The organism is Paractinoplanes rishiriensis, from assembly GCF_016862375.1.
Classification (GTDB): Bacteria; Actinomycetota; Actinomycetes; order Mycobacteriales; family Micromonosporaceae; genus Actinoplanes; species Actinoplanes rishiriensis.
In genome coordinates this window covers 51,627-76,089 of the sequence record NZ_BOMV01000048.1, presented here as the reverse complement: position 1 = coordinate 76,089, position 24,463 = coordinate 51,627, and the positions used below count along the sequence as shown (strand labels likewise).

Here is a 24,463-nt window from a genome sequence, read left to right as displayed (position 1 = left end):
ACCGGCCCGACGGGCCCGGGGCAGGCTACTTCACCCTCGCCCCGTTCGGCGCCGGGCGCGCTGTCCGCTTGCCCGGCGCCGGGGAGATCAGCCGCGCACCTCGTCGATGGCGGCGGCCAGCCGGCGTACGCCCTCATCGATCTGGTCGGCGGTGACCGCCGAGAACGCCAGGCGCACCGAGCTGCGCCCGCCCTCGAGCAGGAAGTCGGTGCCCTTCACGATGGCCACGCCCTTTTTCATGGCGGCCGGGAAGAGCTTGTCGACGTCCACGTCGCCGGGCAGGTCCACCCAGAGGAAGTACCCGCCGTCCGGCTCGGTGAAGGTCGCGCCCGGGATGTGCTTGCGCAGCGACTCCGCCAGCACCTGGGCCCGCTCGCCGAGCGCGGCGCTGACCGTGCGGACCGACCGCTCGATGTCGCCCGAGATGCAGAACTGGTGGACGATCGCCTCGGACACCATGCCGGGCGAGATGTAGAGGTTGGTGGCCTTCTTCGCGATCGCGTCGATCAGCGCGGCCGGGCCGACCAGGTAACCGACGCGGACGCCCGGGCACACCGTCTTGGTGAAGCTGCTGGCGTGCACCACGGCGTTGTCACTGTCCATGGAGAGCATCGAGGGCAGCGCGTCGCCGCGGAACCGGATGTCCACGTACGGGTCGTCCTCGAAGATGGTGAAGCCGAACTCGACCGCGAGGGCGAGCAGTTGCCGGCGCTTCTCCTCGGACAGCGTGAGGCCGGCCGGGTTCTGGTAGTTCGGGATGACGTGCGCCAGCTTGGGGCGGACCCCCGACTCGAGCAGCGTGCGCAGTTCGTCGACGTCGATGCCGTCTGACTGGAGCGTGACCTGGTGCACCTTGGCGCCGAGATTTTGCAGGCCGAGCAGGGTGCGGTCGTAGGTGGGCTTTTCCACCACCACGTCGTCGCCGGGCTGCACCAGGTGGTTGAACAGGAAGGCGTCGGCCTGGAGCGAGCCGTTCGTCACAATGACCTGGTCGGCCGAGACGCCGTGCTTGTTCGCGATCCACTCGCGCAGTGGGACATAGCCGACGGACGTGCCGTAAGCGGTCATGCCGGCCGGGTCGGCGTCGAAGGCACGCGCCGCGGCGGCCTTCAGGCCCTCGACGTCGATGATGTCCAGCGACGGAGCGCCACGGGCGAAAGAGATCAGCTGCTCAGCGGTCATGCGCAACAGCTTACGAGCAGCCTCTATAGAATTTTTCGGTGCCTTGGGCGGTCCGGCCAATGAGACACGGACCGTTATCCTCGCGGGGCACCCCCAGCGACAGGAGAAGCACCCCATGATCGGACTCGTACTCGCCGCCGGCGCCGGCCGCAGGCTGCGTCCCTACACGGACACCCTGCCCAAGGCGCTCGTCCCGGTCGACGGCGACACCACGATCATGGATATCTCGCTCCGCAACCTGGCCGCCGCCGGGCTCACCGACGTCACCATCGTGGTCGGTTACCGCGCCGAGGCCGTCGAGAAGCGGCAGGCCGGTTTCGAGGAGAAGTACGGCGTCCGGATCAGCCTCGTGCACAACGACAAGGCCGAGGAGTGGAACAACGCGTACTCGCTCTGGCTGGCCCGCGACCACTTCGCGCAGGGCGCGCTGATGGTGAACGGCGACACGGTGCACCCGGTGAGCGTCGAGCAGACCCTCCTCGCCGGTCGTGGTCCGAGCATTCTGCTGGCCATCGACAATCTGAAGAAGCTGGCTGACGAGGAGATGAAGACCGTCTTCAATGCAGATGGCCAGCTGACCAAGATTACGAAGCTGATGGAGCCGGCCGACGCGTTCGGCGAGTACATCGGCGCCAACATCATCGAGGCGTCCGCCGCGGCCGATCTGGCCGACGCGCTCAAGACCACCTGGGAACGCGACCCGAACCTGTACTACGAGGACGGTTTCCAGGAGTACGCGAACCGCGGTGGCGAGGTCCGCGCCGCCACCATCGGCCAGGTCGACTGGGTCGAGGTCGACAACCACGACGACCTGGCCAAGGCGCGGGACATCGCATGCCGTTACTAGCCCGCAGCATCCAGACCCCGCTGCACATCGACGTGCGCCGGGGCGCGGTGGCCGACCTGGGCCGGATCCTCGCCGACGGCCGGGTCTCGGCCGGCGGGGACGTGGCCGTGGTGGTCGGTCCGGGCCTCGGCGAGCAGGTGGCCGAGCTGATCCGGCCGACGCTCGGCTCCGCGGACGTCTACACCACCACCGGCGGCACCCTGGACGCGGCGCTCGAACTGGCCGCGAAACTGCGCGCCCGGTCCTACGACGCGGTGGTCGGCATCGGCGGCGGCACCACCGTCGACACCGCGAAATACGCCGCCAACCGCTGGGGCCTGCCGATGATCTCGGTGGCCACCAGCCTGGCCAACGACGGCATCGCGTCCCCGGTGGCCAGCCTGATCAACGACGGCATCAAGGGCTCGTACGGGGTGCACATCCCGTTCGGCGTGATCGTCGACCTGGACTTCGTGGAGAACGGCCCGGACCGGGTCAACCGCGGCGGCGTGGGCGACGTGATCAGCAACATCAGCGCGCTGGCCGACTGGGAGCTCGCCCGCGAGGTGCGCGGCGAACCGGTCGACGGCCTGGCCGCCTCGTTGGCCCGGATGGGCGCCGAGGCGATCCTCAACATGCCCGGCGACATGAGCGACGACGCGTTCGTCACGGTGCTGGCCGAGTCGCTGATCTCCAGTGGGCTGGCCATGGCGGTGTGCGGCAGCAGCCGGCCGGCCAGCGGCGGCTGCCACGAGATCATGCACGCCATCGACTCGCTCTACCCCGGCACCGGCTCGCACGGTGAGCTGGCCGGTCTGGGCGCGCTGTTCTGCACGTTCCTGCGCGGCGACGAGCGGCGGTTCGCCCAGATGTCCGACTGCCTGGGCCGGCACCAGCTGCCCCGCCTGCCCGAGGACGTCGGCCTGGACGCCGACCAGTTCGCCAACGCGGTGGCCTTCGCACCGCGGACCCGACCCGACCGCTACACGATCCTGGAGCATCTCGCGATGACCCCCGACGAGATCCGCCGAAAGCTGGCCGAGTATGTCCACGCCGTCGCCGAGCGCTGAGTCGGGGCGCAACCCCGGCACCGGGTCGGTCTACTCGACCGGACAGACCCCCGGCACACCGCCCACCGCCGCCGACTACTACGCGGTCAACCGTGGTGGCGGGCTGTTCAGTGAGGGCCTGAGCCAGCACGTCGGCGCCCGGATCGCGGTGCTGGCGCACAAGAAGTCGATCGCGCCGACCGTCCTCACGGTCGCCAACCTCGGTCTCGGCTGCCTGGTCTCGTTCGTGGTGATCGCCACGGCCGGGCCGGTGGCCGACGGCCGGGTCTGGGCCTGGCCGATCGGCCTGCTCGCGCTGGCCGGTTGGCAGTTGGCGTACGCGTTCGACTGCGCCGACGGTCAGCTCGCCCGAGTCACCGGGCAGACCAGCCTGGCCGGTGCCCGGCTCGACATCCTGTGCGACGTAGCCGTGCAGATCTCCCTGGTCTCGGCGGTCGCCGCGGTGGCCGCCGCCCAGGTGCCGGACACTCCGGCCTGGCTGCTGGCCGCGTTCGCCGGCACCTGGATGGTCAACCTGGTCACCTCGGTGATGCAGACCGGTGACAAGGCGGCCAGCATGGTGAGCAGCCGGTCGCTGCCGGTCCGGCTGGTCAAGCTGGTCCGCGACTACGGCGCGGTGATCGCGCTGGCCGGCCTGGTGCTCACCGTTTCGCCACAGTGGACGATCTGGTTCATCGGCCTGTTCACCCTGGTGAACGGCGCCTTCCTGGCGGCCAGCGCGATGTTCTCGGCGCGCGAGTCACTGCGCGGGCACTAGACCCGGACCGGGATGGCCGACGAGGTGCCGAGCACCTTGCCGTTCGCGTCCAGCGCATCCACCACCACGTACTCCGGCGTGCCCTGGACGGTGAGCGTGGTTTCGAAACCGGTCCGGTCGGCCTCCACCGGTGCGCCGGCGAGCGCGCGCGGCTGGGTGCCGGAGCGGGCCCGCCACTTGCTCACCCGGGTCGAGCCGTTCCAGCTCGCACTGACGATCACGTTGCCGCCCTCGACCCGCAGGCCGAGTGCCGGTTGGTCGAGCGGGGTGCCGGCCCACTCCGCCTTGTAGGCGCGGTAGGACTGGTTGTCCAGTGGCAGATGACCGGCCAGGCGTACGGTCCCATCGGTGTTGTGCTCGGTGAAGTGCGGCATCTGGCCCCAGCCGACGAACGACCCGCCGTCGGCCAGCTCCCGGAAGCTGCCCTGGGTGGGCGCCGAGATCTTGTCCGGGTGCACGTACTCGGCCACGAAGGTCGCGGTGCGGGCGCTCTCGTCGAGACGCAGCACCAGGCCGCGGGAGTATTCGCGCTGCTTGGTGATGCCGGCGCCGTTGTCGAACATCGCGTACGTGCCGTCCCGCCGCTGCCGGATGTCGTGCTGCCAGGAGAAGGTGGACCGCTCGTCCAGCGGGAAGTCGGTCTTCTTGCCGCCCAGCCGCCAGATGATCTTCCCGGTCCGGCTGTCGATCTTGTAGCAGCCCCAGGTGTGCCGGGCCGAGACGATGATGTTGCCGTCGGCGGCGAGCCCCACCGAGTTGGCGTGGAAGTAGTCGTACGGGAGATGCGCCGACTCGCCCTGCGGCAGCGGCGCGTACGACTCGTCCAGGCCGACGTGGTCGCGCGCGCGCCACTCGAACAGCTTCCGGCCGGTGGCGATGTCGATCTCCTGGATCACGCCGTCGTGCAGCACGCCGTCGGCCGGGCCGCCCAGCTTGCTGAGGTCGTACGGCACCGGGTCGTACACCCAGAACAGGGCGCTGCCGCGCGGCGTGACGACGAAGTCGTGCTGGTCGGCCTGCTCGGTGCCGGCCGCCCGGACCCGGGCGATCTCCCGGTATGACTGGTCGGCGATCACGAACTCGCCCTGGCCGACGCCCTGGCCGCCGGTGCCTCCGATGGTGCCTTCCCACCAGGTCAGTACCGGCCGGTTGCGGTACTGCTGCACCTTGAAGTCGATCGCCACGGTGGCCGGGTCGGGCACCTTCTTGAACCAGACCGGCGAGCCCTTCTCGTCCACCACCAGCGGTCCCCACAGACCGGCGCCGGAGGCGGGGGTGAGGAAGATGAGGCCGGGAACCGTCCCGTTCGCCTGCGTGGTGATCGTAACGTCGGGGAGGGTGCGCAGGTCGGGGCGCGATCGGTATTTGGGTGGTCCGGCGTCGGCGGCCGTGGTGGCGCCCTCGGCCGTTTCTGACTGGTCAGTTTTGGCGGGTTTGTTGCCCAAGGCGTAGCCGATGCCGCCGCCGGCCACGCCGACGAGAGCGGCGCCACCCACGCCGAGGAGCAGATTCCTGCGGGAGACCCGGGGAGATTCCGTCACCCGCCCAGCCTTCCCGATCGGCCGCGAAATCTAACTGGGCGAATGATTGGAGTTTGCTGTGATCTCGCTATAGATGTCGATCAATCGGGCGGTCAGCACGTCGGGGTGGAAGTGCTGGAGGTAACGGTCCCGGGCCGCCTTGCCGCGCCGCCCCGCCTCGGTCCGCGCCACCGGCAGCGCGGCAGCCAACGCCGCCGCCTCCGGCGCCACCACCCACCCCGCGGCATCGGTTCCGAGCAGATACGGGATGCCGCCCACCGCCGTCCCGAGCACCGGGCGACCGCTCGCCATCGCCTCCAGGATCACCGTGGGGAGCACGTCGTTCCAGGTCGGCACGGCGATCACGACGGCCGCCGCGCGCCGGGCGGATCTCATCCCGTCCTGGTCCAGCACCCCTAGATAGCTGACGTCGGCGCGTTCGGCGGCCGCCTGTTCGGCCAGCGGCCGCAGATCTCCGTCGCCGGCGATCCGGAGCGGGCCCAGCGCGCCGTCCGGGTGCCGGCGCCAGGCGTCCAGCAGCAGGTCGAGGCCCTTCTCCGGGGACAGGCGGGCGGCGTACAGGAAACCCTCGCCCAGCGGATCCGGTTCGCCGGGATCGGGCAGGCCGTTGGGTTTGATCACGATGCGCTCGTCCGGGATGCCGTAGTCGCGCAGGTGCGCCGCGATCCGGTCGGTCAGCGCGATGAAGCGGTCCACCGAGCGCCAGGTCGGCCGGTGCACCGCGAGCGTGGTGGCCATCAGCGCGCTCTGCGCCGCCGAGCCGCGGTAGCAGCGGTGCTTGACGGCCGGCCAGCCCACCAGCCGGCCCTTGCAGTCCTGGCAGTTGTGCCCGTCCCGGAAGTACAGCCCCGAGGCGCACACCTGGCGATAGTTGTGCACGGTCTGCACCACCGGCACCTGATGAGCGTGGGCAGTGCGAATGACCCAGGGCGACAGGAGCGGGTACGGGTTGTGCAGGTGCAGCACGTCCGGCCGCTCCGTGGTGAGCAGCCGGGCCAGGTCGCGTTGCGCCTCGCGGCCGTAGATCGGGGCGAGCGGCAGCAGCGCCTTCTGGGCCGCCGGCAGGTCGCCGATCGAATCCGAACTGCGCTGGAACGGCAGCACCTCGACGCCGGCCGCCCGCAACTGGGCGATCTCGGTGTCCACGATGACGTTCTCGCCGGACGGGATCGCCTCCCGGTACCGGTTGTGCGCAACGACGACCTTCAGCCGGTTCACGCGAGGAACGCTACCGTTGACCGCGTGCCGGAACTTCCCGAGGTCGAGGCGCTCGCGGCCTATCTGCGCGAGCGGGCGGTCGGCCACACCGTGGAGCGCCTCGAGGTGTCCTCGTTCAGCGCGCTCAAGACGTACGATCCGCCCGCCTCGGCCGTGGCCGGCCGGCCGCTGACCGCGGCCGGCCGACATGGCAAGTTCCTCGACATCGGGTTTTCGACTGGGGTTGCATCGGGTTTTCCGCCGCGGGAGGGTCCAGCGGACGACCTGCACCTCATCGTGCACCTGGCCCGGGCCGGCTGGCTGCACTACCGCGACACCTTCAAGTCGCCGGCCCCGCTCAAGCCGGGCAGCGGCCCCATCGCGCTCCGGATGCGGCTGGACGACGGCTCCGGGTTCGACCTCACCGAGGCCGGCACCCAGAAGTCGCTGGCGGCCTACCTGGTGCGCGACCCGGCCGAGGTGCCCGGCGTGTCCCGGCTCGGCCCGGACGCGCTGGCCGTCACGGCCGACGAGTTCGCCGCCCGGATCCGGTCCCGGAACGGTCAGATCAAGGGCGTGCTGACCGACCAGGAGGTGCTCGCCGGCATCGGTAACGCGTACTCGGACGAGATCCTGCACGCGGCCAAGATGTCGCCCTTCGCGCTCACCGGCAAACTGACCGACGAACAACTCCATACGCTGTACGAGGCGATGCGCGTGATCGAGACCGACGCGGTCGCCCGGTCGGTGGGCCAGAAGGCCGCCGAGCTCAAGGGCGAGAAGCGGGCCGGCATGCGGGTGCACGCCCGCACCGGCCTGCCCTGCCCGGTCTGCGGCGACACGGTGCGTGAGGTCTCCTTCGCCGACAAGAGCCTGCAATATTGCGCTAAATGCCAGACCGGCGGAAAGCCGCTGGCCGATCGCCGCCTCTCGAAGCTGATTCGCTAACCGTCCGTAAACGACCCACTCGGGGCGGTATAGCGCGACCGACGTACGCTCCCTTACGCGCGTTCCATCGGTATAGTGGCTCGGTCCCAGGCGACCAGCGCGGCGCGGAAGGGTGGCGGCCGACCCGGGCCCGACCCGAAAGCTCGTGGCGGTGCGTAATCTTTTCCGGATGCGGGAGGACGTAGGCGACGTGACGACAAGCCTGCATCGCCCGGTTACCGACAGCAGCCGGAGCAAACCCGTGCCGTACGACAGCTTCGAGTGGCAGCAGGACCCGCCGCCGAGCAACGGGGTACCCCGATCCGCGTGGAACCGTCAGCACAAGCGTCTGTCACGCTGGCATCGCCCGTACACGACGATCCTGATTTTGCTTGATCTTGTTTCGGTCCTGCTGGCCAGTTATCTCGCCGAGACCTTCCTGGAGAAGGCAAAATCCGGCTTCCAGAACCGTGACCTGTTATTCCTGCACGACGCCGAACTGTTCTACGTCTTCGCCTACATCGTCCTGCCGCTGGGTTGGCTGGCCCTGCTCTGGGCCAACGGCACGTACGACCGCCGCTACCTGGGCCTGGGCAGCGAGGAGTTCAAGCGCATCGTGCGCACCTCGGTCACCGTGGTGGCCTGCGTGTCGCTGCTCGCCTTCGCCACCAAGACCCAGCTGTCCCGTGGCACCGTGGCCCTGGTCTCGATCAGCGCCCTGATCTTCCTGCTCTTCGATCGCGTGATCGCCCGCCAGGTGCTGCACCTCGCGCGCCGCCGCACCGGCCACGGCGCGCACCGGATGGTCCTGGTCGGCACGCTGCCCGAGGCGCTCGAGGTCTACACCGCGGTCACCCGCAGCCCGGCGGCCGGCCTCATCCCGGTGGCAATCCACCTCACCGACGGCTATGCGGCGGCCCGCGGCATCGAGACCCCGGTGCCCGTTTACGCGGGACGCGACGTGCTCGCGCTGGTACGGGAAGTAGGCGCGGACACCATCGCTGTGTGTGGTTCCGCCAGCGCCGAACCCGGAGAGTTGCGGCGGCTCGCCTGGCAGCTCGAGGGCACCGGCGTGGACCTGGTGGTGGCGCCGCAGCTCACCGACATCGCCGGCCCCCGGGTGCACATCCGGCCGATCGAGGGCCTGCCGCTGCTGCACGTCGAGGAGCCGACCCTGTCCGGCCCCGGCTGGCTGGTGAAAAACCTGCTGGACCGGGTGGCCGCCGGGCTCGGGCTGCTGGTGCTCACGCCGTTCCTGCTGGCCATCGCGATCGGCATCCGGATCTCCGATCCGGGCCCGGTGTTCTTCCGGCAGCCCCGGGTCGGCCACGAGGGCCGCACCTTCCGGGTGTGGAAGTTCCGCACCATGTATGTGGACGCCGAGGAGCGCAAACGCACGCTGGAGGAGCTCAACGAGTCCGACGGCATGATGTTCAAGATGAAGGAGGATCCGCGGATCTTCTCCTTCGGCTCCAAGCTCCGGGCCACCTCGATGGACGAGCTGCCGCAGCTGATCAACGTGCTGAAGGGTGAGATGTCGCTGGTCGGTCCGCGGCCGCTGCCGGCCGACGACGGCGATTACCTGGGCGACGTGCGGCGCCGGCTGCTGGTGCGCCCCGGGATGACCGGGCTCTGGCAGGTCTCCGGGCGCTCCGACCTGTCCTGGGACGAGGCGGTCCGGCTCGACCTGTACTACGTCGACAACTGGTCGCTGACGTACGACCTGGGCATCCTCTGGCGGACAATTTGGGTCGTTCTCAAGCGCAAGGGTGCTTACTGAACGGTCACTTTGCGCAGACATCCATCTAAATATGTTCGCGCTGAGTCACGGAAGATAACGCTTCGGTCAACATGATCGGTGCACCTGGTGACGAGTGATCCAAGTCACTGAAAGCATGTCGCGCGGTGGGCAGTACAGCACCCTCCGGAGGCCGGCATGTCGAATTTGCGATCCGGGCCGCCCCAGTGGCCGCTCTCAGTACCGACCCAGGAGCAGGTGGGCCGCACCCACCGTCCGGGCCCACGACACGCCACCGGGGAGTGGCGCACCGTTCCAGGCGCTCGTCCGGCGCCACCGCCCGCGCCACCCGAACACGGGCTGCGGCGGTCCCGTAAACGCGAGGACGCCAGCCGCTGGCACTGGCTGCTGTGGATCCCGATCGTGCTGCCGCTGGTGCCGGCGCTCTACAACCGCATCGAGCCGACGTTCATCGGCATCCCGTTCTTCTACTGGGCACAGCTGGGCTTCGCGTTCCTGGCCAGCGTGATCATGACGTTCGTGCACCGGCGGGTGAAGTGACATGTCGGTGCAGCTGACGGTCTTCGTCCTCGTCTTCGGCACCGTCACGATCATGGGGTTCGCCGCGGCCCGGTGGCGCAAGCCGGACTCTATCCACAGCCTCGAGGAGTGGGGCCTGGGCGGCCGGGCGTTCGGCAACTGGGTGACGTTCTTCCTGCTCAGCGGCGACGTCTACACGGCCTACACGTTCGTGGCCGTGCCCACCCTGGTGTACGGCGTCGGCGCCGCCGGGTTCTTCCCGGTGCCGTTCCTGGTCATCGTCTATCCGATGCTGTTCGTGGTGCTGGCCCGGTTCTGGTCGGTGTGCCACGTGCACGGCTTCGTGACGCCGGCCGAGTTCGTCCGCTCCCGGTTCGGCTCGCGCGGCCTCGGCACCCTGGTGGCGGTGCTCGGCATCGTCGCCACCATGCCCTACATCGCCCTCCAGCTGATCGGCATCGAGGCCGTCTTCGAGGTGATGGGCCTGCCCAAGGGCTGGCCGCTGACCGTGGCGTTCATCGTGCTGGCTCTCTACACGTTCAACTCGGGCCTGCGCGGCCCGGCACTGGTGTCGATCATCAAGGACGCGCTGGTGCTCTGGGCGGTGCTCGCCGTGGTGCTGATCGTCGCGATGATCCCGGGCGGCTGGGAGCCGGTGTTCCGGCTGGCCGCCGACCGGTACGCCGCCACCCCGCGCACCGACGACGGGCTGCTGCTCTCGTCGGCGAGCCAGCTCAACTACGTGACGCTGGCACTCGGTTCGGCGGTGGCGCTGTTTCTCTATCCGCACACGCTCACCGGCGTGCTGGCCGCCCGGAACCGTGGCGTGCTGCGCCGCAACCTGGCCGCACTGCCGCTCTACACGCTCACCCTCGGCATCCTCATGCTGCTCGGGTTCGCGGCGCTGTTCAGCAAGACCGCCCCGGTCGGCGGCAACAGCAACACGGTCGTGCCGCAGTGGTTCAACGACAACGCCCCGGACTGGTGCGCCGGGCTGGCGTTCGCCGCGATCGGCGTGGGTGCCATGGTGCCGGCCGCGATCATGTCGATCGCCGCGGCGAACCTGTTCACCCGCAACATCTATCGCGAATACATCCGGCCGGACGCCACCAGCAAGGAGGAGACGTACGTCAGCAAGACCGTGTCGCTGACCGTCAAGTTCGGCGCGTTGCTGGTCATCCTGCTGCTGAACACGCAGTTCGCGATCGACCTCCAGCTGATCGGCGGCGTGGTGATCATGCAGACGCTGCCGGCCGTGGCCCTCGGCCTCTACACCAACTGGTTCCACCGGTCGGCGCTGGCGGTCGGCATCGGCGCCGGCCTGGTGACCGGTCTCGTGATGCTCTGGCAGGTGCCCAAGTACGGCGGGGTGGACGGCCGCGAGGTCGTGCGGGAGCACTTCGGCGGGTCGGCCTGGCCGCTCAGCAACCTGGGCATCGAAAGCGAGGCCAGCATCTACGTCGGCATCGTGGCGCTGGCGGTCAACCTGCTGGTGGTCGTGCTGGTGACTCCGCTGTTCCGGCTGATGGGGGTGCGCGACGGCCGGGATCACACTCGCGAGCACGACTACGTGGCGGACGAGGGCGATCCCACGGTGCGCCGGATGACCGAGATCCTGGACGGCGAACCGGTGACTCCGGCGGCTCCGCCGGGTGGCTCGTTCTTCGTCCCGATCGGGCCGCGGCACGGCAACGGCCGGCCGCCGGCCGACGACCCGTCCCGAAACTCCTATCCACGGCTATGAGAAAGGGCGGCCCTGGCGACGGGGCCGCCCTTCTCCTTTCAGATCAGGAGTGCGGGCAGGTCTGCCGCCACTCCTGGATGGCCGTCCCGGTCGGTGCCGGGCAGAGGAACTGCTCGTAGCGGGTGTCGTTGTCGATGAACCGCTTGAGCCACGAGATGCTGTACTTCGCGACGGTCACGTTGGTGGAGGTCGGCGCGGAGTGACTGGCGTTGTTGAGTTCCAGGTACGCCTTGTCCAGCGTGCTCGGCAGGCTCGTGTAGAACGGCTCGGAGTGCGAGGTGACCGAGGCCACGGTGTCGTTCTCGGCCCCGATGATCAGGGTCGGGGTGCGCACGCCGGTCCAGCTTTTGGTGCCGTGCCACGGCGTCAGCGGGATGGCCGCCTGCAGTGACGTACGGGTGCGGGCCGCGGACAGGCTGCCGCCGCCGCCCATTGAGTGACCCATCACCCCGAGCCGGGTGCCGTCGATCCGGGTGCGGACCGAGCTCTGCCCGGTGAGGTAGTCGAGCGCGGCCAGCAGCTGGGTGCCGCGGCTGTCCGGCTGGTCGTAGACACTGTTCGTGTCGATCGTGATGACGACGAAGCCCTGTGAGGCGAGGCGCGGGCCCAGCCACGAGACGGCGGACTGCGACGAGGTGAACCCGGGCGAGATGGCGACCGCGCCCCAGGTGCCGTAGGCGGTGCTGGTGGGGTAGTAGATCGTGCCGCCGCCGAATCCGCTCACGCTGGACCGGGCGACGGTGACCTGGGCGATGGCGAAGGATCCGCGGGACGCTTCGATGCTGGCGGTGGTGGGCGCGGGGCCGCGCTCGTACGGGTTGGCCGCGGCGAGGGCCGCCGGTGCCGACGCGACCGACCCGAGGGTGAGGGCGGCGACGGCGAGCAGGGAGACGAAGGCTCTCCGGAATGTGGTGGAAACGGACATGGGCACTCCCCAGGGGTGTGGGTGTGTGAACCGGAGTCCGCAACGGTGGGTGAGGCCCGCGCGGACAAAATTGAACTTCATGAATTATTGATGACCTTGTTACTGCGCGGTAATACCAATTGGCTACCTGCCAACAAGGTATGGACGACTGGACGCGACCCGCCTCACGCGCCAATATCTGCTGCGTGGCGAGTCAGGTCGGAAGCGTGTTGGCGGTGATCGCCGTCCTCGCCGGCGTCGCCGCCGCGGTGGTTGCGGTGCTCCGGCTGCGGGCTCGGCGGGGCATCGCCACGGCGATGCAGCGGGCCACGTACGACGTGCTGCACACGGCCGCGCTGGCCGCCGAACCGCTGCGCTCCGGGCTCACCCAGGCCAGTGCGGGCAAGGCCGTACGCCATCTGCGGGCGCTGGTCGGCGCGGTCGGCCTCACGATCGTCGACGAGGACACCTGCCTGGCCTTCGACGGCCGGGGCAGCCACCACGGCGACCAGTTCACGGCCGCCTGCCAGCGCGCGCTCAGCACCCACCGGACGGTCGTGCTGACCCCCGCCGACCTGCCCTGCGACCGGGTGGACTGCGCGGTCCGGGGTGCCGTGGTGGCGCCGATGTCCGGCCCCGACGGCCGGGCCGCGGCGGCGCTGGTGGCGGTGGCCGACGACCAGCCGGCGCCCGGCCTGGTGCAGGCGACCGCCGAGGCGGCGCGCTGGGCGGGCTCACAGATCGCGCTGGCCGAGCTGGACTCGTCCCGGGAGCGGCTGGCCCGGGCCGAGGTGCGGGCGCTGCGGGCACAGATCAGCCCGCACTTCATCTACAACGCGCTGACCGCGATCGCGTCGTTCGTGCGTACCGACCCGGAGCGGGCGCGCGAGCTCATCCTGGAGTTCGCCGAGTTCACCCGCTACTCGTTCCGGGCGCACGGCGACTTCACCACGCTGGCCGAGGAACTGCGCTCGATCGACCGGTACCTGACCATCGAGCGGGCCCGCTTCGGCGACCGGCTCCAGGTCCGGCTGCAGATCGCGCCCGAGGTGCTGCCGGTCGGCCTGCCGTTCCTGTGCCTGCAACCCCTGGTCGAGAACGCGGTGCGGCACGGACTGTCCCGTAAGCCGGGCGTCGGTATGGTGAGCATCGAAGCCCGTGACGCGGGCGCGGAGTGTCACATCACGGTCGAGGACGACGGCGTCGGGATGGATCCGGCGGTCTTCGCCCCCGGGCTTCCGGAGACCGACGACGGCCAGCATGTCGGCCTGACAAATGTGGATGAGCGGTTGCGTTCGGTCTTCGGCGACCATTTCGGGCTCGTCGTGGAGACGGCGCCCGGCGCGGGTACGAAGGTGAGCATGCGGGTGCCGAAATTCCATCCCGGGGTACGGGCATGAGCCTGGTGGTCCTGGCCGTCGACGACGAGCCGCCCGCCCTGGACGAGTTGGCCTATCTGCTGAACGCGGACGGGCGGGTCGCACACGTGCACCGCGCCGGCGACGCCACCGAGGCGCTGCGCGTGCTGCGCGACACCGAGGTCGACGCGGTCTTCCTGGACATCCGCATGCCCGGCCTGGACGGCATGGAGCTGGCCCGCATCCTGCGCCGCTTCGCGCGACCGCCGGCGATCGTTTTCGTCACCGCGTACGACGACGGCGCCGTGGACGCTTTCGACCTGGGCGTGACCGACTACGTCCGCAAGCCGGTGCGCGCCGAACGCCTGGGCGAGTCGCTGCGCCGGGTCGCCGGGGTGCGTCTGGCCCCCGTGGCCACTCCTGCCGTGCCCGCCGAGGAGCCGACGATCCCGGTCGAGCTGGCCGGCACCACCCGGATGCTGCCCCGGTCGGCCGTCCGCTGGGTGGAGGCCCAGGGCGACTACGCCCGCCTGCACACCTCGGACGCCTCACACCTGGTGCGGGTCTCGCTGGCGACGCTCGCGGAGCGCTGGGCCGATGCCGGTTTCGTCCGCATCCACCGCTCCTACCTGGTCCAGTTGCGCCTGATAGCCGAGCTGCGCCTGACCAACTCGGGTTACGTGGTAGGCGTCGACGGCGTCGAACTCCCGGTGAGCCGCCGCCACACCCGAGAGCTGAAAGACAAGCTGATCAGGGCCGCCAAGAACGACTGGACCCGCTAATCCACACGCTCATCCACAGCCAAACCCGCTTCTCCACAGACTTATCCACAGGCAACCCTTCCCGGCCCCGACCCCACCGCCCTCGCCAAGAGCTCGGGTTCGAGCGAGTCTTCTCCATGGTGCGGTGGCGTCGCGATGCCAACTACCCGGCAAGACGGCCATTGTCCGTTCGCGTGGGTTATGCGCGGTGATCGCCGCGGGCGCGCTCCACGAGCGGCGCGTCTCTTGTCCTGCCGCCGGACACCGCCACCGCATGCCGGGAGCCGCGCCGGGGGTGTCGGGGGCAAGATTTGGTGGGTCATCCTCCACAGGTTGTTCACAAACTGCGCGCCGTGCCTGCACCGGTGATCAATAGGCTGCTGCCCGGGTCGGTGGGCCACGGGGGCGCATCGGCGACTTGCGGGCGCTCGGTTAGATGCGGCGGGGAGGTGTCGGGTGGAGGCAGCGCAGCGGCGGGTTCTCGTGGTTGAGGACGAGCGGACCATTGCGGATGCGGTGGCGGCGCGGCTGCGGGCCGAAGGGTTTGCCGTGCAGGTGGCGGCGGACGGGCCGGCGGCGGTGGCGGCGGCCCGGAGCAACCCGCCGGACGCCATGGTGCTCGACGTGATGCTGCCGGGGTTCGACGGGCTCGAGGTGTGCCGGCGGATCCAGGCGGAGCGGCCGGTGCCGATCCTCATGCTGACCGCGCGCGACGACGAGACAGATCTGTTGGTGGGGCTCGCGGTGGGTGCGGACGACTACATGGTCAAGCCGTTCTCGATGCGGGAACTGGCGGCCCGGGTGCACGCGCTGCTGCGCCGCGCGGCCAAGAGCACGCCGGTGCCGGCGGGGCCGCCCACCTTGCGGTTCGGGGACCTGGAGATCAATCAGGCCGAACGCCGGGTACTGCGCGCCGGCGTGGAGGCGCACCTGACACCGACCGAGTTCGACCTGCTGGTGCATCTGGCGGCGCATCCGCGCACGGTGCTGCCGCGCGAGAGGCTGCTGGCCGACGTGTGGGGATGGGCCGACGCGTCGGGTACCCGCACGGTGGATAGCCACATCAAGGGACTCCGGCGCAAGCTGGGTTCCGATCTGATTCGTACGGTGCATGGCGTCGGCTACGCACTGGAGGTGGAGAAGTGATCCGCCTGCCCCGGCCCCTCGACCCGGTCCGGTCCATCAAGATCAAGATCGGCATGATCCTGATCGGGGCCGGTGCGGCCGGCATGACCTGGTTCTCGCTGTGGCTGGGCTGGTTCCCGTTCTGGACCTCGGTCACCGCCATCGTCGTCGCGCTCGTCACGCTCCAGTTCCTGGCGCACGGCCTGACCTCCCCGCTGCGCGAGATGACCACCGCGGCCCGGTCCATGGCGCAGGGCGACTACACCCGCCGGGTGCGCGCCACCTCCCGCGACGAGGTGGGCCAGCTCGCCGAGGCGTTCAACCAGATGGCCGCCGACCTCGCGGCCGCGGATCGGCAGCGGCGCGAGCTGATTGCCAATGTCTCGCATGAGTTGCGTACGCCGATCACGGCGCTCCAGGGTCTGCTGGAGAACATCGTCGACGGGGTGGCCCACGCCGAACCCGAAACGATGCAGACGGCGCTGACCCAGACCGAACGGCTCGGCCGCCTGGTCACCGAGCTGCTCGACCTGTCCCGCCTGGATGCCGGGGTGGTGCCGCTCACCCGTACGCCCATCAATGTCCCTGATTTCCTGGACGGGGTGGTCCGGGAAGCGCAGGTCAATGCGGCCGGGTCGGGACGGGACGTGCAGTTCGAGATCTCCGCGGCGGCCGTGGTGCTGCGCGGCGACCGCGAGCGGCTGCACCAGGTCTTCGCCAACCTGCTCGACAACGCGGCCCGGCACAGCCCGCCGGGCGGCACGGTCCTGGTCCGCGCCGAACGCCGCGACGACCACCTGGTGGTCGCGGTCGCCGACGAGGGCGAGGGCATTCCGGCGGCCGAACGCGACCGGGTCTTCGAACGCTTCAACCGCGGCGAACGCCCCGACAGCGGCGGCACCGGCTTGGGGCTGGCCATCGCGCGCTGGGTGGTCCAGCTGCACCGAGGCACCATCGCGGTGGTCGACCCGGACCGCGACCGCGGCGGCTGCCACATCCAGGTAGCCCTACCGCTCCAGACCACCTGACCCTATTTCCCGTTTCCGCCCGGTTCCCCCCACCCGGGCCGCTCAGACCTGCCCACAAACGGAGGCCGAAGTGTCCGAAGTGCCGAATGACCCGCAGTCACACCAACCCTCTCCCCCGCCCTCGGCCCAGCCAGCGCCGGATAAGTCGGATATGGCCAGCGCGGGCACTGCGGGTGGAGCGGTGGGGGTTCCGGGACCGCGGATGTCCGCCGCGTCGGCGGGAGTGGCGGGCTGGGGGGACGGTGCTGCGGCGAAATCGGCCGCCTCGGCCACCAACGTGACGGCTGCGGATCGGGTCGGTGGGGTGGGTACGGCGGTGGTGACGTCGCCAGTGCGGCCGGTCGGGGCGGTGGGGGCGCAGGCCTCGCCTCTGCCGCCGCTGCATGGGCCCTGGCCGTCTACCGCGCTGTGGGGGAAACGCTGGCCCGGTGCCACGCGCGTGCCCGGCCGGGTCACCCTGGTGGCGATCGGAGTGGCCGCGGCCGTAGCGGCGGTCAGCCTGCCGTTGGACCGGGCCGGTGTGGGGTGGCTGGTCACCGCCGTTGCGGGGACCGTTGCGCTGGTCGTTGCCAAGGCCCTCGACACCGGGACCGCGGCCGGCGTTCCGGCACCACTCGTGGTTCGGGGAGCTGCCGGGGGCAGCGCGGACCGGTTCGGGTGGGCCGCTGCCACTGTGGTGCTGCTCGGGGTGGGGACCGTTCGGGCGGCGGAATGGCTGTTTGTGCTCTGCCTGCTCACCGCTACCCTCACCGCCTCGCTCGCGCTGGCGGGTGGGCGGTCGCTGCGCGGCATCGCGGCCGGGTACACGATGCCGCCACTTGCTGCATTCCGGGCCATGCCCTGGCTGTCGCGCGGGGCACAGCGGGTTCGAGGGCGGGCCGGGTCGGTGGCGAATGTTCGGGTGGTGGCCACCATCGCGACGTCGGTGGCGTTGCTCACGGTGTTCGGCGGGCTGTTCGCCTCGGCGGATGCGGCGTTTGCGGATGCGCTGTCGCGGATTGTGCCGGACGTCAACGTCGGGACCGCGGTTCGGTGGGTGTTCGTCGGCACGGTGACAGTCCTGGCGCTGGGTGGGGCCGCGTTCCTCCGGGCCGCTCCGCCCGACCTGTCGGGTTTGGACGCTGCGGCGGGGCGCCGGGTCAACCGCTACGAATGGGCCGTACCGCTGAGCCTTTTGGTTTTGCTCTTCGCGGCTTTTGTGACTGTGCAGTTGACCGTTTTGTTCGGCGGGAACCGGCATGTGCTGGAGACCGACGGGCTCACCTACGCGGACTATGCGCGCGGCGGGTTCTGGCAGCTCTCCTTCGCGACCGGGCTCACGCTCGTGGTGCTGGCCGGTGCGGCTCGATGGGCGCCGCGCGACCGGCCGGCCGACCGGGTGCTGATCCGGGTGCTGCTCGGCGCGCTGGCCGCACTGACCCTGGTGATCGTCGGCTCGGCACTGCAAAGAATGGATCTGTACGCCGACACGTACGGGCTGACCCGGCTGCGTCTCCTGGTGGCGCTGTGCGAGGGCTGGTTCGGCCTGGTATTGCTGCTCGTGCTCGGTGCGGGCATCCAGCTGCGGGCGCCCTGGCTGCCGCGGGTGGCTATCGCGGCCGGCGTGCTGGCCCTGCTCGGATTGTCCGCCGCCAACCCGGACCGGATGATTGCCGAGCACAACATCCGGCAGGACCGCGCGGTCGACCTGATCTACCTCGGCAACCTGTCGCCGGACGCGGTGCCGGCCTTCGACGCGCTGGACCCGGAGCGGCGCGACTGCCTCTACACCCGGGTCGGCCTGCGGCTCGACGAATATCCGGACGACTGGCGCGGCTGGAACCTCGGCCGGGACCGGGCCCGCACGATCATCGCCAACGATCTTTACACGCCGAACTGGCGGTGCTCTTGACATCCGGCGCGCGGCGGCGAGACTCCGGTGATGAGCGGCGAGACTCCGGGGTTGACCGGTGAGGAACCGGGGTTGACCGGCGAGGAACCGCCCCCGCGTACCCGGGTGGTGCTCGGTGAGGTCGCGGCCCGGCGCCGTCCCACCGACAGCACCCGCGCGGACCTCGCGGAACAGACCCCGCTGGGTGAGGCGCTGGTCAAAGGTCTGGTCCGCGCCCAGCTCGCGCTCGCCCTGCGCCTCGCCCTGGTGGTGGTGACCAGTCTGGGCGCGTTGCCGCTGCTGTTCGCGGCGGCACCCGCGGTCGGGTCGGTCAAGGTGCTCGGGATGAACCTGCCCTGGGTACTGCTCGGCGTGCTGTCGTTTCCGTTCCTGGTCGGCGTGGGTTGGGCGTACGTGCGCTGGGCCGAACGCAACGAGCAGGACTTCATCGCCGTGATCCGCAGGCCCGAGCAGTGAACCCGTACCTCGTCCCGGGCCTGATCCTGGTCATCCTGGTGACCGTCGGCATCGGCGCCTACGGCCTGCGCTTCGCGCGTACCACCTCGGATTTTCTGGTTGCCTCACGCTCGGTGAGCCCGTCCTGGAACGCCGCCGCGATCAGCGGCGAATACCTGTCGGCCGCCTCCTTTCTGGGGGTGGCCGGCCTCATTTTGCGGTACGGCGTGGACGTGCTCTGGTATCCAGTCGGGTTCGCGGCCGGCTACCTGGCGCTGTTGCTGTTCGTGGCGGCACCGCTGCGGCGATCGGGCGCGTTCACCCTGCCCGACTTCTGCCAGCTGCGCCTGCGTTCGCGCCGGCTGCGGCAGCTGGCCAGCATCTTCGTCGTCTTCATCGGCTGGCTCTACCTCCTGCCGCAACTCCAGGGCGCCGGGCTCACCTTCACCACGGTCAGTGGTGGCTCGTACGTCTGGGGCGCGTTGCTGGTCGGCGTGGTGGTGACCGCGAACGTGGCGCTCGGCGGGATGCGCGCGATCACATTCGTGCAGGCCTTCCAGTACTGGCTGAAGCTGACCGCGCTGGCCGTTCCGGTGATCTTCCTGGCCCTGCAGTGGCAGCACGACGGTCGGCCGGCCGTGAACCCGCCGGCGGGTGCGGTGTTCCCGGCCGCCACCACGGTGGTGATCGAGAAGGAGGCGGTGGTCGGCGGGGTCACCGTGCAGCCGGGGCAGGAGTTGCGGTTCGAGGCCGGCGATCCGGTGCCGGTGGTGAGCACGGTTGACGCCCAGTTCGGGGCCGACTGGCTGCTGCCCGGGGGAGACTTCAGCCTGTTCGCCACCTATTCACTGATCCTGGCGACGTTCCTGGGCACCATGGGGTTGCCGCATGTGCTGGTGCGCTTTTACACCAATCCCGACGGGGCATCGGCTCGGCGCACCACGCTGGTCGTGTTGGCTCTCGTTGGACTTTTCTATTTATTTCCTACTTTGTACGGTGTGCTGGGGCGAATCTATACGCCGCAGTTGCTGATGACCGGGCGCACCGACGCCGTGGTTCTCATGCTGCCCGAGGCGGCGCTCGGCGGCGGACATCTCGGCCGGCTGCTCGGCGCCCTGGTCACGGCGGGTGCGCTGGCGGCCTTCCTGTCCACGTCGTCGGGGCTGCTCACCAGCGTGGCCGGGGTGGTGTTCACCGACGTGCTGCACGCCGACCACCGGAGCGGCTCGGTGCGGGACTTCCGGCTGGCCACGGTGCTGGCGGCAGGCGTACCCGTACTCTTGTCGCTTTATGTCTCTAATATGGACGTTTCTCGGGTCGTCGGCTTGGCGTTTGCGGTCGCGGCCTCAAGTTTCTGTCCCCTGCTGGTGCTCGGCATCTGGTGGCGCGGGCTGACCGACTGGGGCGCGGCGGCCGGCATCCTGATCGGCGGCGGGGCCTCGATGGTGGCGGTCCTGGTCACCGTGTTGGGGGCGCCGCTGGACGGGTGGATGGCCGACTTCATCGCGCAGCCGGCCGCGTGGACCGTGCCGCTCGCCTTCCTAGTGATGATCGTCGGGTCACTGCTGACCAGCCGGCGGGTGCCGCACGACGTGGGCGCGACCATGCTCCGGCTGCACGCTCCGGAGTCGCTCCGCATTTAAGGATGTTTAAGGTAAGACCCCCATCCCGGGTTCGGGACGCCGTCGTAGTCAACGGCAACCGAGCGAAGGAGTGGGCGTCATGAACCGATACCGGCGGAACCGGAGCACCGGCCGAACCCGCAAGATGATCATCGGTGGGGTCGCGGTGGCGCTGGCCGGCGGGGCGTGGGCGGTCAGCACGGGGATCAGCAGCGCGGGCGAGAACTGCGCGGGGCTCGATCAGGCGCTGCGGCAGAATCTGCAGTTCATCGCCGGGCAGCGGGCCGATCCGGACGCGCTGGCCGAGGCCCGGATCGCTAATCGGCAGGCCGTGGTCGATCTGATCAACCAGAGGCGGGCGGCGGCGGGGTGCCGGGCGGACGTGTCGGTTCCGGGAGCCGAAGCCCCGGCCCCGGAAGCTCCCCCGGCCCAAGCTCCCCCGGCCCAAGCTCCCCCGGCCCAAGCTCCCCCGGCTGCCGGCTCCGGGGACGTGGTTTGTCAGGGTTCGACCGTAACGCTCTCCGGCGAGGCCGGTGCTCCCGCGGCCGCCAGCGGCACCTTCCCGATCGGCACGGTCCTCAAGGTCACAAACCTGGACAACAACAAGAGCATTACCGTACGGGTGGCGACGCCGTCCGGCAGTTGCGTGCTGCTCAACAACGCCGCCTTCGAGGAGGTTCGCGAACCGGGCAAGTTCCTCATCCGGCGCGCGGTGATCGAGCGGGTGAGTTAGGCGAGCCGCCCGGATCACCCGGTGAATGGGGTGGTCCGGGCCATCCCCCGCCCGCTACGGTCTGCACATGACGGTGCCGGCCCAACGCGCAGGTGAGCAGGTCGCGGCCATGTCGCTGCGCCGCCTGGTCAAGCATTTCGATACCAAGCTCGCCGTCGCCGACGTGAGCCTCGAGGTGCCCGCCGGCTCCTTCTACGGGCTGCTGGGTCCGAACGGTGCCGGCAAGACCACCACCCTCTCGATGGCAGTCGGCCTGCTGCGACCCGACGCCGGCGAGGCGATCCTCCTCGGCCACGACGTCTGGGCCGACCCGGCGGCCGCCAAGGCGCGGCTCGGCGTACTGCCCGACGGGGTCCGCCACTTCGACCGGCTCACCGGTCCCGAGCTGCTGGCCTACCACGGGTTGCTCCGCGGGATGGACTCCGACGTCGTCGACCAGCGCGCCCACGAGTTGCTCGACGTGCTCGAACTCGGCTCCGGCAACCGCACGCTCGTGGTCGACTACTCGGCCGGCATGAAAAAGAAGATCGGCCTGGCCTGCGCCCTGCTGCACGCTCCGCGCCTGCTGGTGCTGGACGAACCGTTCGAGGCCGTCGACCCGGTCTCGGCCGCCCTGATCCGCGACATCCTCCAGCGGTTCGTGAGCGGCGGCGGCACCGTGGTCTTCTCCAGTCACGTGATGGAGGTCGTCGAGCGGCTCTGCGACCACGTGGCGATCATGTCGGACGGCGTGCTGCGGATGCACGGCCCGCTCGACAAGGTGCGCGGCGACCGGTCGCTGGAGGAAGTGTTCGTCCAGGTGGTCGGCGGCCGGGTGGCCACCGGTTCCGAGCTGGCGTGGCTGTGACCACGACGGCACCGCCCCCGGTCCGGGTCTGGCCGTTCGTCCGGCTCAAGCTGCGCCTCACCGTCAACGGCCTGCGCGGCCGTCCGGTCCGGATCGTCCTGTTCATCCTCGGCGTCATCATGGCCGGCGTCTTCGCGATCGGCGGCTACGCCACGTTCGCCATCCCCGGCGTCCTGGACAGCCCGCGCGCCGCTGCCATGCTCTCCACGCTGGGCGGCGCGTCCCTGATGCTCGGCTGGCTGTTCCTCCCGCTGATCTTCTTCGGCGTCGACGAATCGCTTGACCCGGCCCGCTTCGCCCTGCTCCCGCTGCGCCGCCGCACCCTGGTCGTCGGCCTGTTCGCGGCCGCCCTGGCCGGCCTGCCCGCGCTGTCCACTCTGGCCGCCACGGCCGGCATGGTCGACACGGCGTCCCGGCTGGGCGGCCTCGCCGCGGCCGGCGCCCAGTTGGCCGGCATCATCGTCGGCCTGTTCCTCTGCGTGGCCATCAGCCGAGCGGTGACCAGCGCTTTTGCCACCGCGCTCCGGTCCCGCCGCTCCCGCGACATGGCCGGCATCCTGCTGGCCGTCTTCGCCGCACTGATCGGCCCGCTCCAGTTGGCCGCCCTGGCCGGCGCCCAGCGAGCCGACTGGGACACCGTGGCCGCCCTGGCCGACGTGATCGGCTGGACCCCGCTGGGTGCCCCGTACTCCCTGGGCACCGACGTGGCCGCGGGCCGGGCGTGGGCCGTACCCCTGAAGCTTTTGATCGTCCTCGGCACCCTCGTGGTGCTCCTGCGCTGGTGGCATACCACCCTGGAAAACGCGATGCTGGGCACCGCGGCCGAGGGCGCCCGCCGCCAGACGTCTCCCGACCGCACCCCGGTCGACCTGCTGCTGTTCCGGGCGTGGCCGCGCACCCGCTTCGGCGCCCTGGTGGCCCGCGAGATCCGCTACTGGTGGCGCGAGACGAGACGCCGAGCCGCCCTGATCACGTTCTCGATGGCCGGCCTGTTCCTGCCCGTGTCGCTGACCCTGAGCGGCGGCACCCCCGGCGCCATGACCATGTTCGTCGGCGCGCTGGCCGCGGTGGCGCTGGCCAACCAGTTCGGCTTCGACGGCAGCGCCTACGCGGCAAACGTCGTGGCCGGCGTCCCCGGCCGCGTAGAGGTCCAGTCCCGAGCCACCGCCCACGCGGTATACGTGCTCCCGGTCCTGGCCCTGGTAGCCGTGGTAGTCGGTGCCCTGGCCGCCTTCCCGGCCCGCATCCCCAGCACGTTCGGCCTGCTGGTGGCCGCCTACGGCGTGGGGATCGGCCTGGTCCTACCGGTCTCGGTCCGGGCCGCGTACGCCCTGCCCGACTCGACCAATCCGTTCGCCCTGTCCTCGGGCGGCGGCCCCGCCAAGGGTCTGCTGGCTTTCGGCGTCCTGTTCGGCGCCATCATCGCCACGGCCCCGCTGCAGATAGTGGCGTGGGCGCTAGGCGACGTGTGGCTGTGGATAGGTCTGCCCGCCGGCATCGCCTACGGCGCAGCCGCCTACTTGATCGGCTCCTCAGTAGCCGGCGACGTCCTGGACAAACGAACCCCGGAACTGCTGGCCGCCATCACCCCCAACCGCTGACAGATACTTACGCCGCCCGAGCGATGCCAGGCTGCACGCTGCGAGCCGCTTCCAAGATCGCTGCCGGCCCTGGAAGCACGGATCCCGCGGCGGCCATTAGGGTTTGAGCTATGAGGCTCGAGCTCGATCCTGGGCTCCGTATTCGGTGACAAATACGAAATAGGCGGAATAACGCTGCTGTGCGCTTACTTTGCGAGGACCGCGCACCCTGGGCGCGCAGAAGGTGGGCACCCTGGGCGCGAACCCGAGGCGCACGCCGGACCGCAACACGCAAACCCAGCCAACCCGACTGCGCGGCGCGCGATTCGCCGCGCAGCTCCGAAGGCATGCGAATCTGGACGGCACGGCCTGGTGAGACGAGCGATCGACGCGCCGATCGTGGACCTTGGCGAATTCAGCACCCGACACGACTACCCCGACACGACGACAGATCGACGCAACGGGCCACCGTCATCCACGACCTTGAAGAACTCGGTACCGGGCAAGACCGCAACCCCACAAGATCGACTGCAAGGGGCCGCCGCGGTAGGGGCCGCCGCCGGTCGACGGCCCGCACGACTCCGCGCCGGCGTGACTGCGAACCTGCAAGATCTGGGAGCAATCGGGTCGACGTTGCTCGCGACACCGACCAAGGTC

Annotated in this window: 21 protein-coding genes; 17 read left to right on the top strand and 4 right to left on the bottom strand. The window is 70.1% G+C overall.

Translation table 11 applies throughout. The features are described from left to right. Positions 1–87: 87 nt before the first annotated feature. Positions 88–1,182, bottom strand: a complete 1,095-nt coding sequence (locus Ari01nite_RS20080; protein ID WP_203782804.1) for an aminotransferase-like domain-containing protein — start codon at positions 1,180–1,182, stop codon at positions 88–90. 115 nt (positions 1,183–1,297) lie between these two features. Between Ari01nite_RS20080 and Ari01nite_RS20075 the strand changes: the two genes are divergently transcribed. From Ari01nite_RS20075 to Ari01nite_RS20065, 3 genes are read left to right on the top strand one after another with little or no spacing between them, the layout of a single operon-like run. After that, complete coding sequence (locus tag Ari01nite_RS20075) at positions 1,298–2,029, top strand: phosphocholine cytidylyltransferase family protein (RefSeq protein ID WP_203782803.1); 732 nt, start codon at positions 1,298–1,300, stop codon at positions 2,027–2,029. Beyond that, a complete protein-coding gene (locus Ari01nite_RS20070) occupies positions 2,017–3,078 on the top strand; it encodes an iron-containing alcohol dehydrogenase family protein (RefSeq protein ID WP_203782802.1) in 1,062 nt (353 codons plus the stop codon). Before Ari01nite_RS20075 ends, Ari01nite_RS20070 begins: the two co-directional genes overlap by 13 nt. Then, a complete protein-coding gene (locus tag Ari01nite_RS20065) occupies positions 3,053–3,835 on the top strand; it encodes a CDP-alcohol phosphatidyltransferase family protein (RefSeq protein ID WP_203782801.1) in 783 nt (260 codons plus the stop codon). The genes Ari01nite_RS20070 and Ari01nite_RS20065 overlap by 26 nt, the downstream gene beginning before the upstream one ends. On the opposite strand, the gene Ari01nite_RS20060 is transcribed toward Ari01nite_RS20065, so the two are convergent. Both Ari01nite_RS20060 and Ari01nite_RS20055 read right to left on the bottom strand, forming a co-directional pair. Then, on the bottom strand, positions 3,832–5,376 hold the full coding sequence (locus Ari01nite_RS20060) for an arylsulfotransferase family protein (RefSeq protein WP_239162865.1): 1,545 nt from the start codon (positions 5,374–5,376) through the stop codon (positions 3,832–3,834). The genes Ari01nite_RS20065 and Ari01nite_RS20060 overlap by 4 nt on opposite strands. 30 nt (positions 5,377–5,406) lie before the next feature. Next, positions 5,407–6,585: a glycosyltransferase family 4 protein gene (locus Ari01nite_RS20055; protein WP_203782883.1), complete on the bottom strand. Its 1,179-nt coding sequence runs from the start codon at positions 6,583–6,585 to the stop codon at positions 5,407–5,409. A 33-nt stretch (positions 6,586–6,618) separates the two neighbouring features. Between Ari01nite_RS20055 and Ari01nite_RS20050 the strand changes: the two genes are divergently transcribed. From Ari01nite_RS20050 to Ari01nite_RS20035, 4 genes are all read left to right on the top strand, one after another. Then, on the top strand, positions 6,619–7,521 hold the full coding sequence (locus tag Ari01nite_RS20050; protein ID WP_203782800.1) for an Fpg/Nei family DNA glycosylase: 903 nt from the start codon (positions 6,619–6,621) through the stop codon (positions 7,519–7,521). Positions 7,522–7,690: 169 nt separating this feature from the next. Continuing rightward, positions 7,691–9,280: a sugar transferase gene (locus tag Ari01nite_RS20045; protein WP_203782799.1), complete on the top strand. Its 1,590-nt coding sequence runs from the start codon at positions 7,691–7,693 to the stop codon at positions 9,278–9,280. A gap of 156 nt (positions 9,281–9,436) precedes the next feature. Further along, positions 9,437–9,799: a DUF3311 domain-containing protein gene (locus Ari01nite_RS20040; protein WP_203782798.1), complete on the top strand. Its 363-nt coding sequence runs from the start codon at positions 9,437–9,439 to the stop codon at positions 9,797–9,799. A gap of 1 nt (position 9,800) precedes the next feature. Further along, positions 9,801–11,522, top strand: coding sequence for a sodium:solute symporter family protein (locus Ari01nite_RS20035; RefSeq protein ID WP_203782797.1), 1,722 nt, complete (start codon positions 9,801–9,803; stop codon positions 11,520–11,522). 43 nt (positions 11,523–11,565) lie between these two features. On the opposite strand, the gene Ari01nite_RS20030 is transcribed toward Ari01nite_RS20035, so the two are convergent. Then, the gene (locus Ari01nite_RS20030) at positions 11,566–12,447 is read right to left on the bottom strand and encodes a poly(ethylene terephthalate) hydrolase family protein (RefSeq protein WP_203782796.1); all 882 of its coding nucleotides are present in this window, start codon (positions 12,445–12,447) and stop codon (positions 11,566–11,568) included. 185 nt (positions 12,448–12,632) lie between these two features. On the opposite strand from Ari01nite_RS20030, the gene Ari01nite_RS20025 reads away from it, so the two are divergent. The 10 genes from Ari01nite_RS20025 to Ari01nite_RS19980 all read left to right on the top strand — a co-directional run bounded on the left by Ari01nite_RS20025 (position 12,633) and on the right by Ari01nite_RS19980 (position 23,827). Further along, positions 12,633–13,826, top strand: coding sequence for a sensor histidine kinase (locus tag Ari01nite_RS20025; RefSeq protein ID WP_203782795.1), 1,194 nt, complete (start codon positions 12,633–12,635; stop codon positions 13,824–13,826). Beyond that, positions 13,823–14,566 (top strand): LytR/AlgR family response regulator transcription factor, encoded by a 744-nt coding sequence (locus Ari01nite_RS20020; RefSeq protein ID WP_203782794.1) that lies wholly within the window; start codon positions 13,823–13,825, stop codon positions 14,564–14,566. Before Ari01nite_RS20025 ends, Ari01nite_RS20020 begins: the two co-directional genes overlap by 4 nt. A gap of 435 nt (positions 14,567–15,001) precedes the next feature. Next, positions 15,002–15,691, top strand: a complete 690-nt coding sequence (locus Ari01nite_RS20015) for a response regulator transcription factor (protein WP_203782793.1) — start codon at positions 15,002–15,004, stop codon at positions 15,689–15,691. A gap of 53 nt (positions 15,692–15,744) precedes the next feature. Continuing rightward, complete coding sequence (locus Ari01nite_RS20010) at positions 15,745–16,698, top strand: HAMP domain-containing sensor histidine kinase (RefSeq protein ID WP_203782882.1); 954 nt, start codon at positions 15,745–15,747, stop codon at positions 16,696–16,698. A 439-nt stretch (positions 16,699–17,137) separates the two neighbouring features. After that, positions 17,138–18,589: a DUF4153 domain-containing protein gene (locus tag Ari01nite_RS20005; protein WP_239162863.1), complete on the top strand. Its 1,452-nt coding sequence runs from the start codon at positions 17,138–17,140 to the stop codon at positions 18,587–18,589. 30 nt (positions 18,590–18,619) lie between these two features. Continuing rightward, complete coding sequence (locus Ari01nite_RS20000) at positions 18,620–19,045, top strand: DUF485 domain-containing protein (RefSeq protein ID WP_203782791.1); 426 nt, start codon at positions 18,620–18,622, stop codon at positions 19,043–19,045. Next, positions 19,042–20,667: a sodium/solute symporter gene (locus Ari01nite_RS19995; protein WP_203782790.1), complete on the top strand. Its 1,626-nt coding sequence runs from the start codon at positions 19,042–19,044 to the stop codon at positions 20,665–20,667. The genes Ari01nite_RS20000 and Ari01nite_RS19995 overlap by 4 nt, the downstream gene beginning before the upstream one ends. 79 nt (positions 20,668–20,746) lie before the next feature. Beyond that, on the top strand, positions 20,747–21,379 hold the full coding sequence (locus Ari01nite_RS19990; protein ID WP_203782789.1) for an SCO2207 family protein: 633 nt from the start codon (positions 20,747–20,749) through the stop codon (positions 21,377–21,379). Between the two features lie 67 nt (positions 21,380–21,446). Further along, positions 21,447–22,226 (top strand): ABC transporter ATP-binding protein, encoded by a 780-nt coding sequence (locus Ari01nite_RS19985; RefSeq protein WP_203782788.1) that lies wholly within the window; start codon positions 21,447–21,449, stop codon positions 22,224–22,226. Continuing rightward, positions 22,217–23,827, top strand: a complete 1,611-nt coding sequence (locus tag Ari01nite_RS19980) for an ABC transporter permease (RefSeq protein ID WP_203782787.1) — start codon at positions 22,217–22,219, stop codon at positions 23,825–23,827. The genes Ari01nite_RS19985 and Ari01nite_RS19980 overlap by 10 nt, the downstream gene beginning before the upstream one ends. The last annotated feature ends 636 nt before the right edge of the window (positions 23,828–24,463 follow it).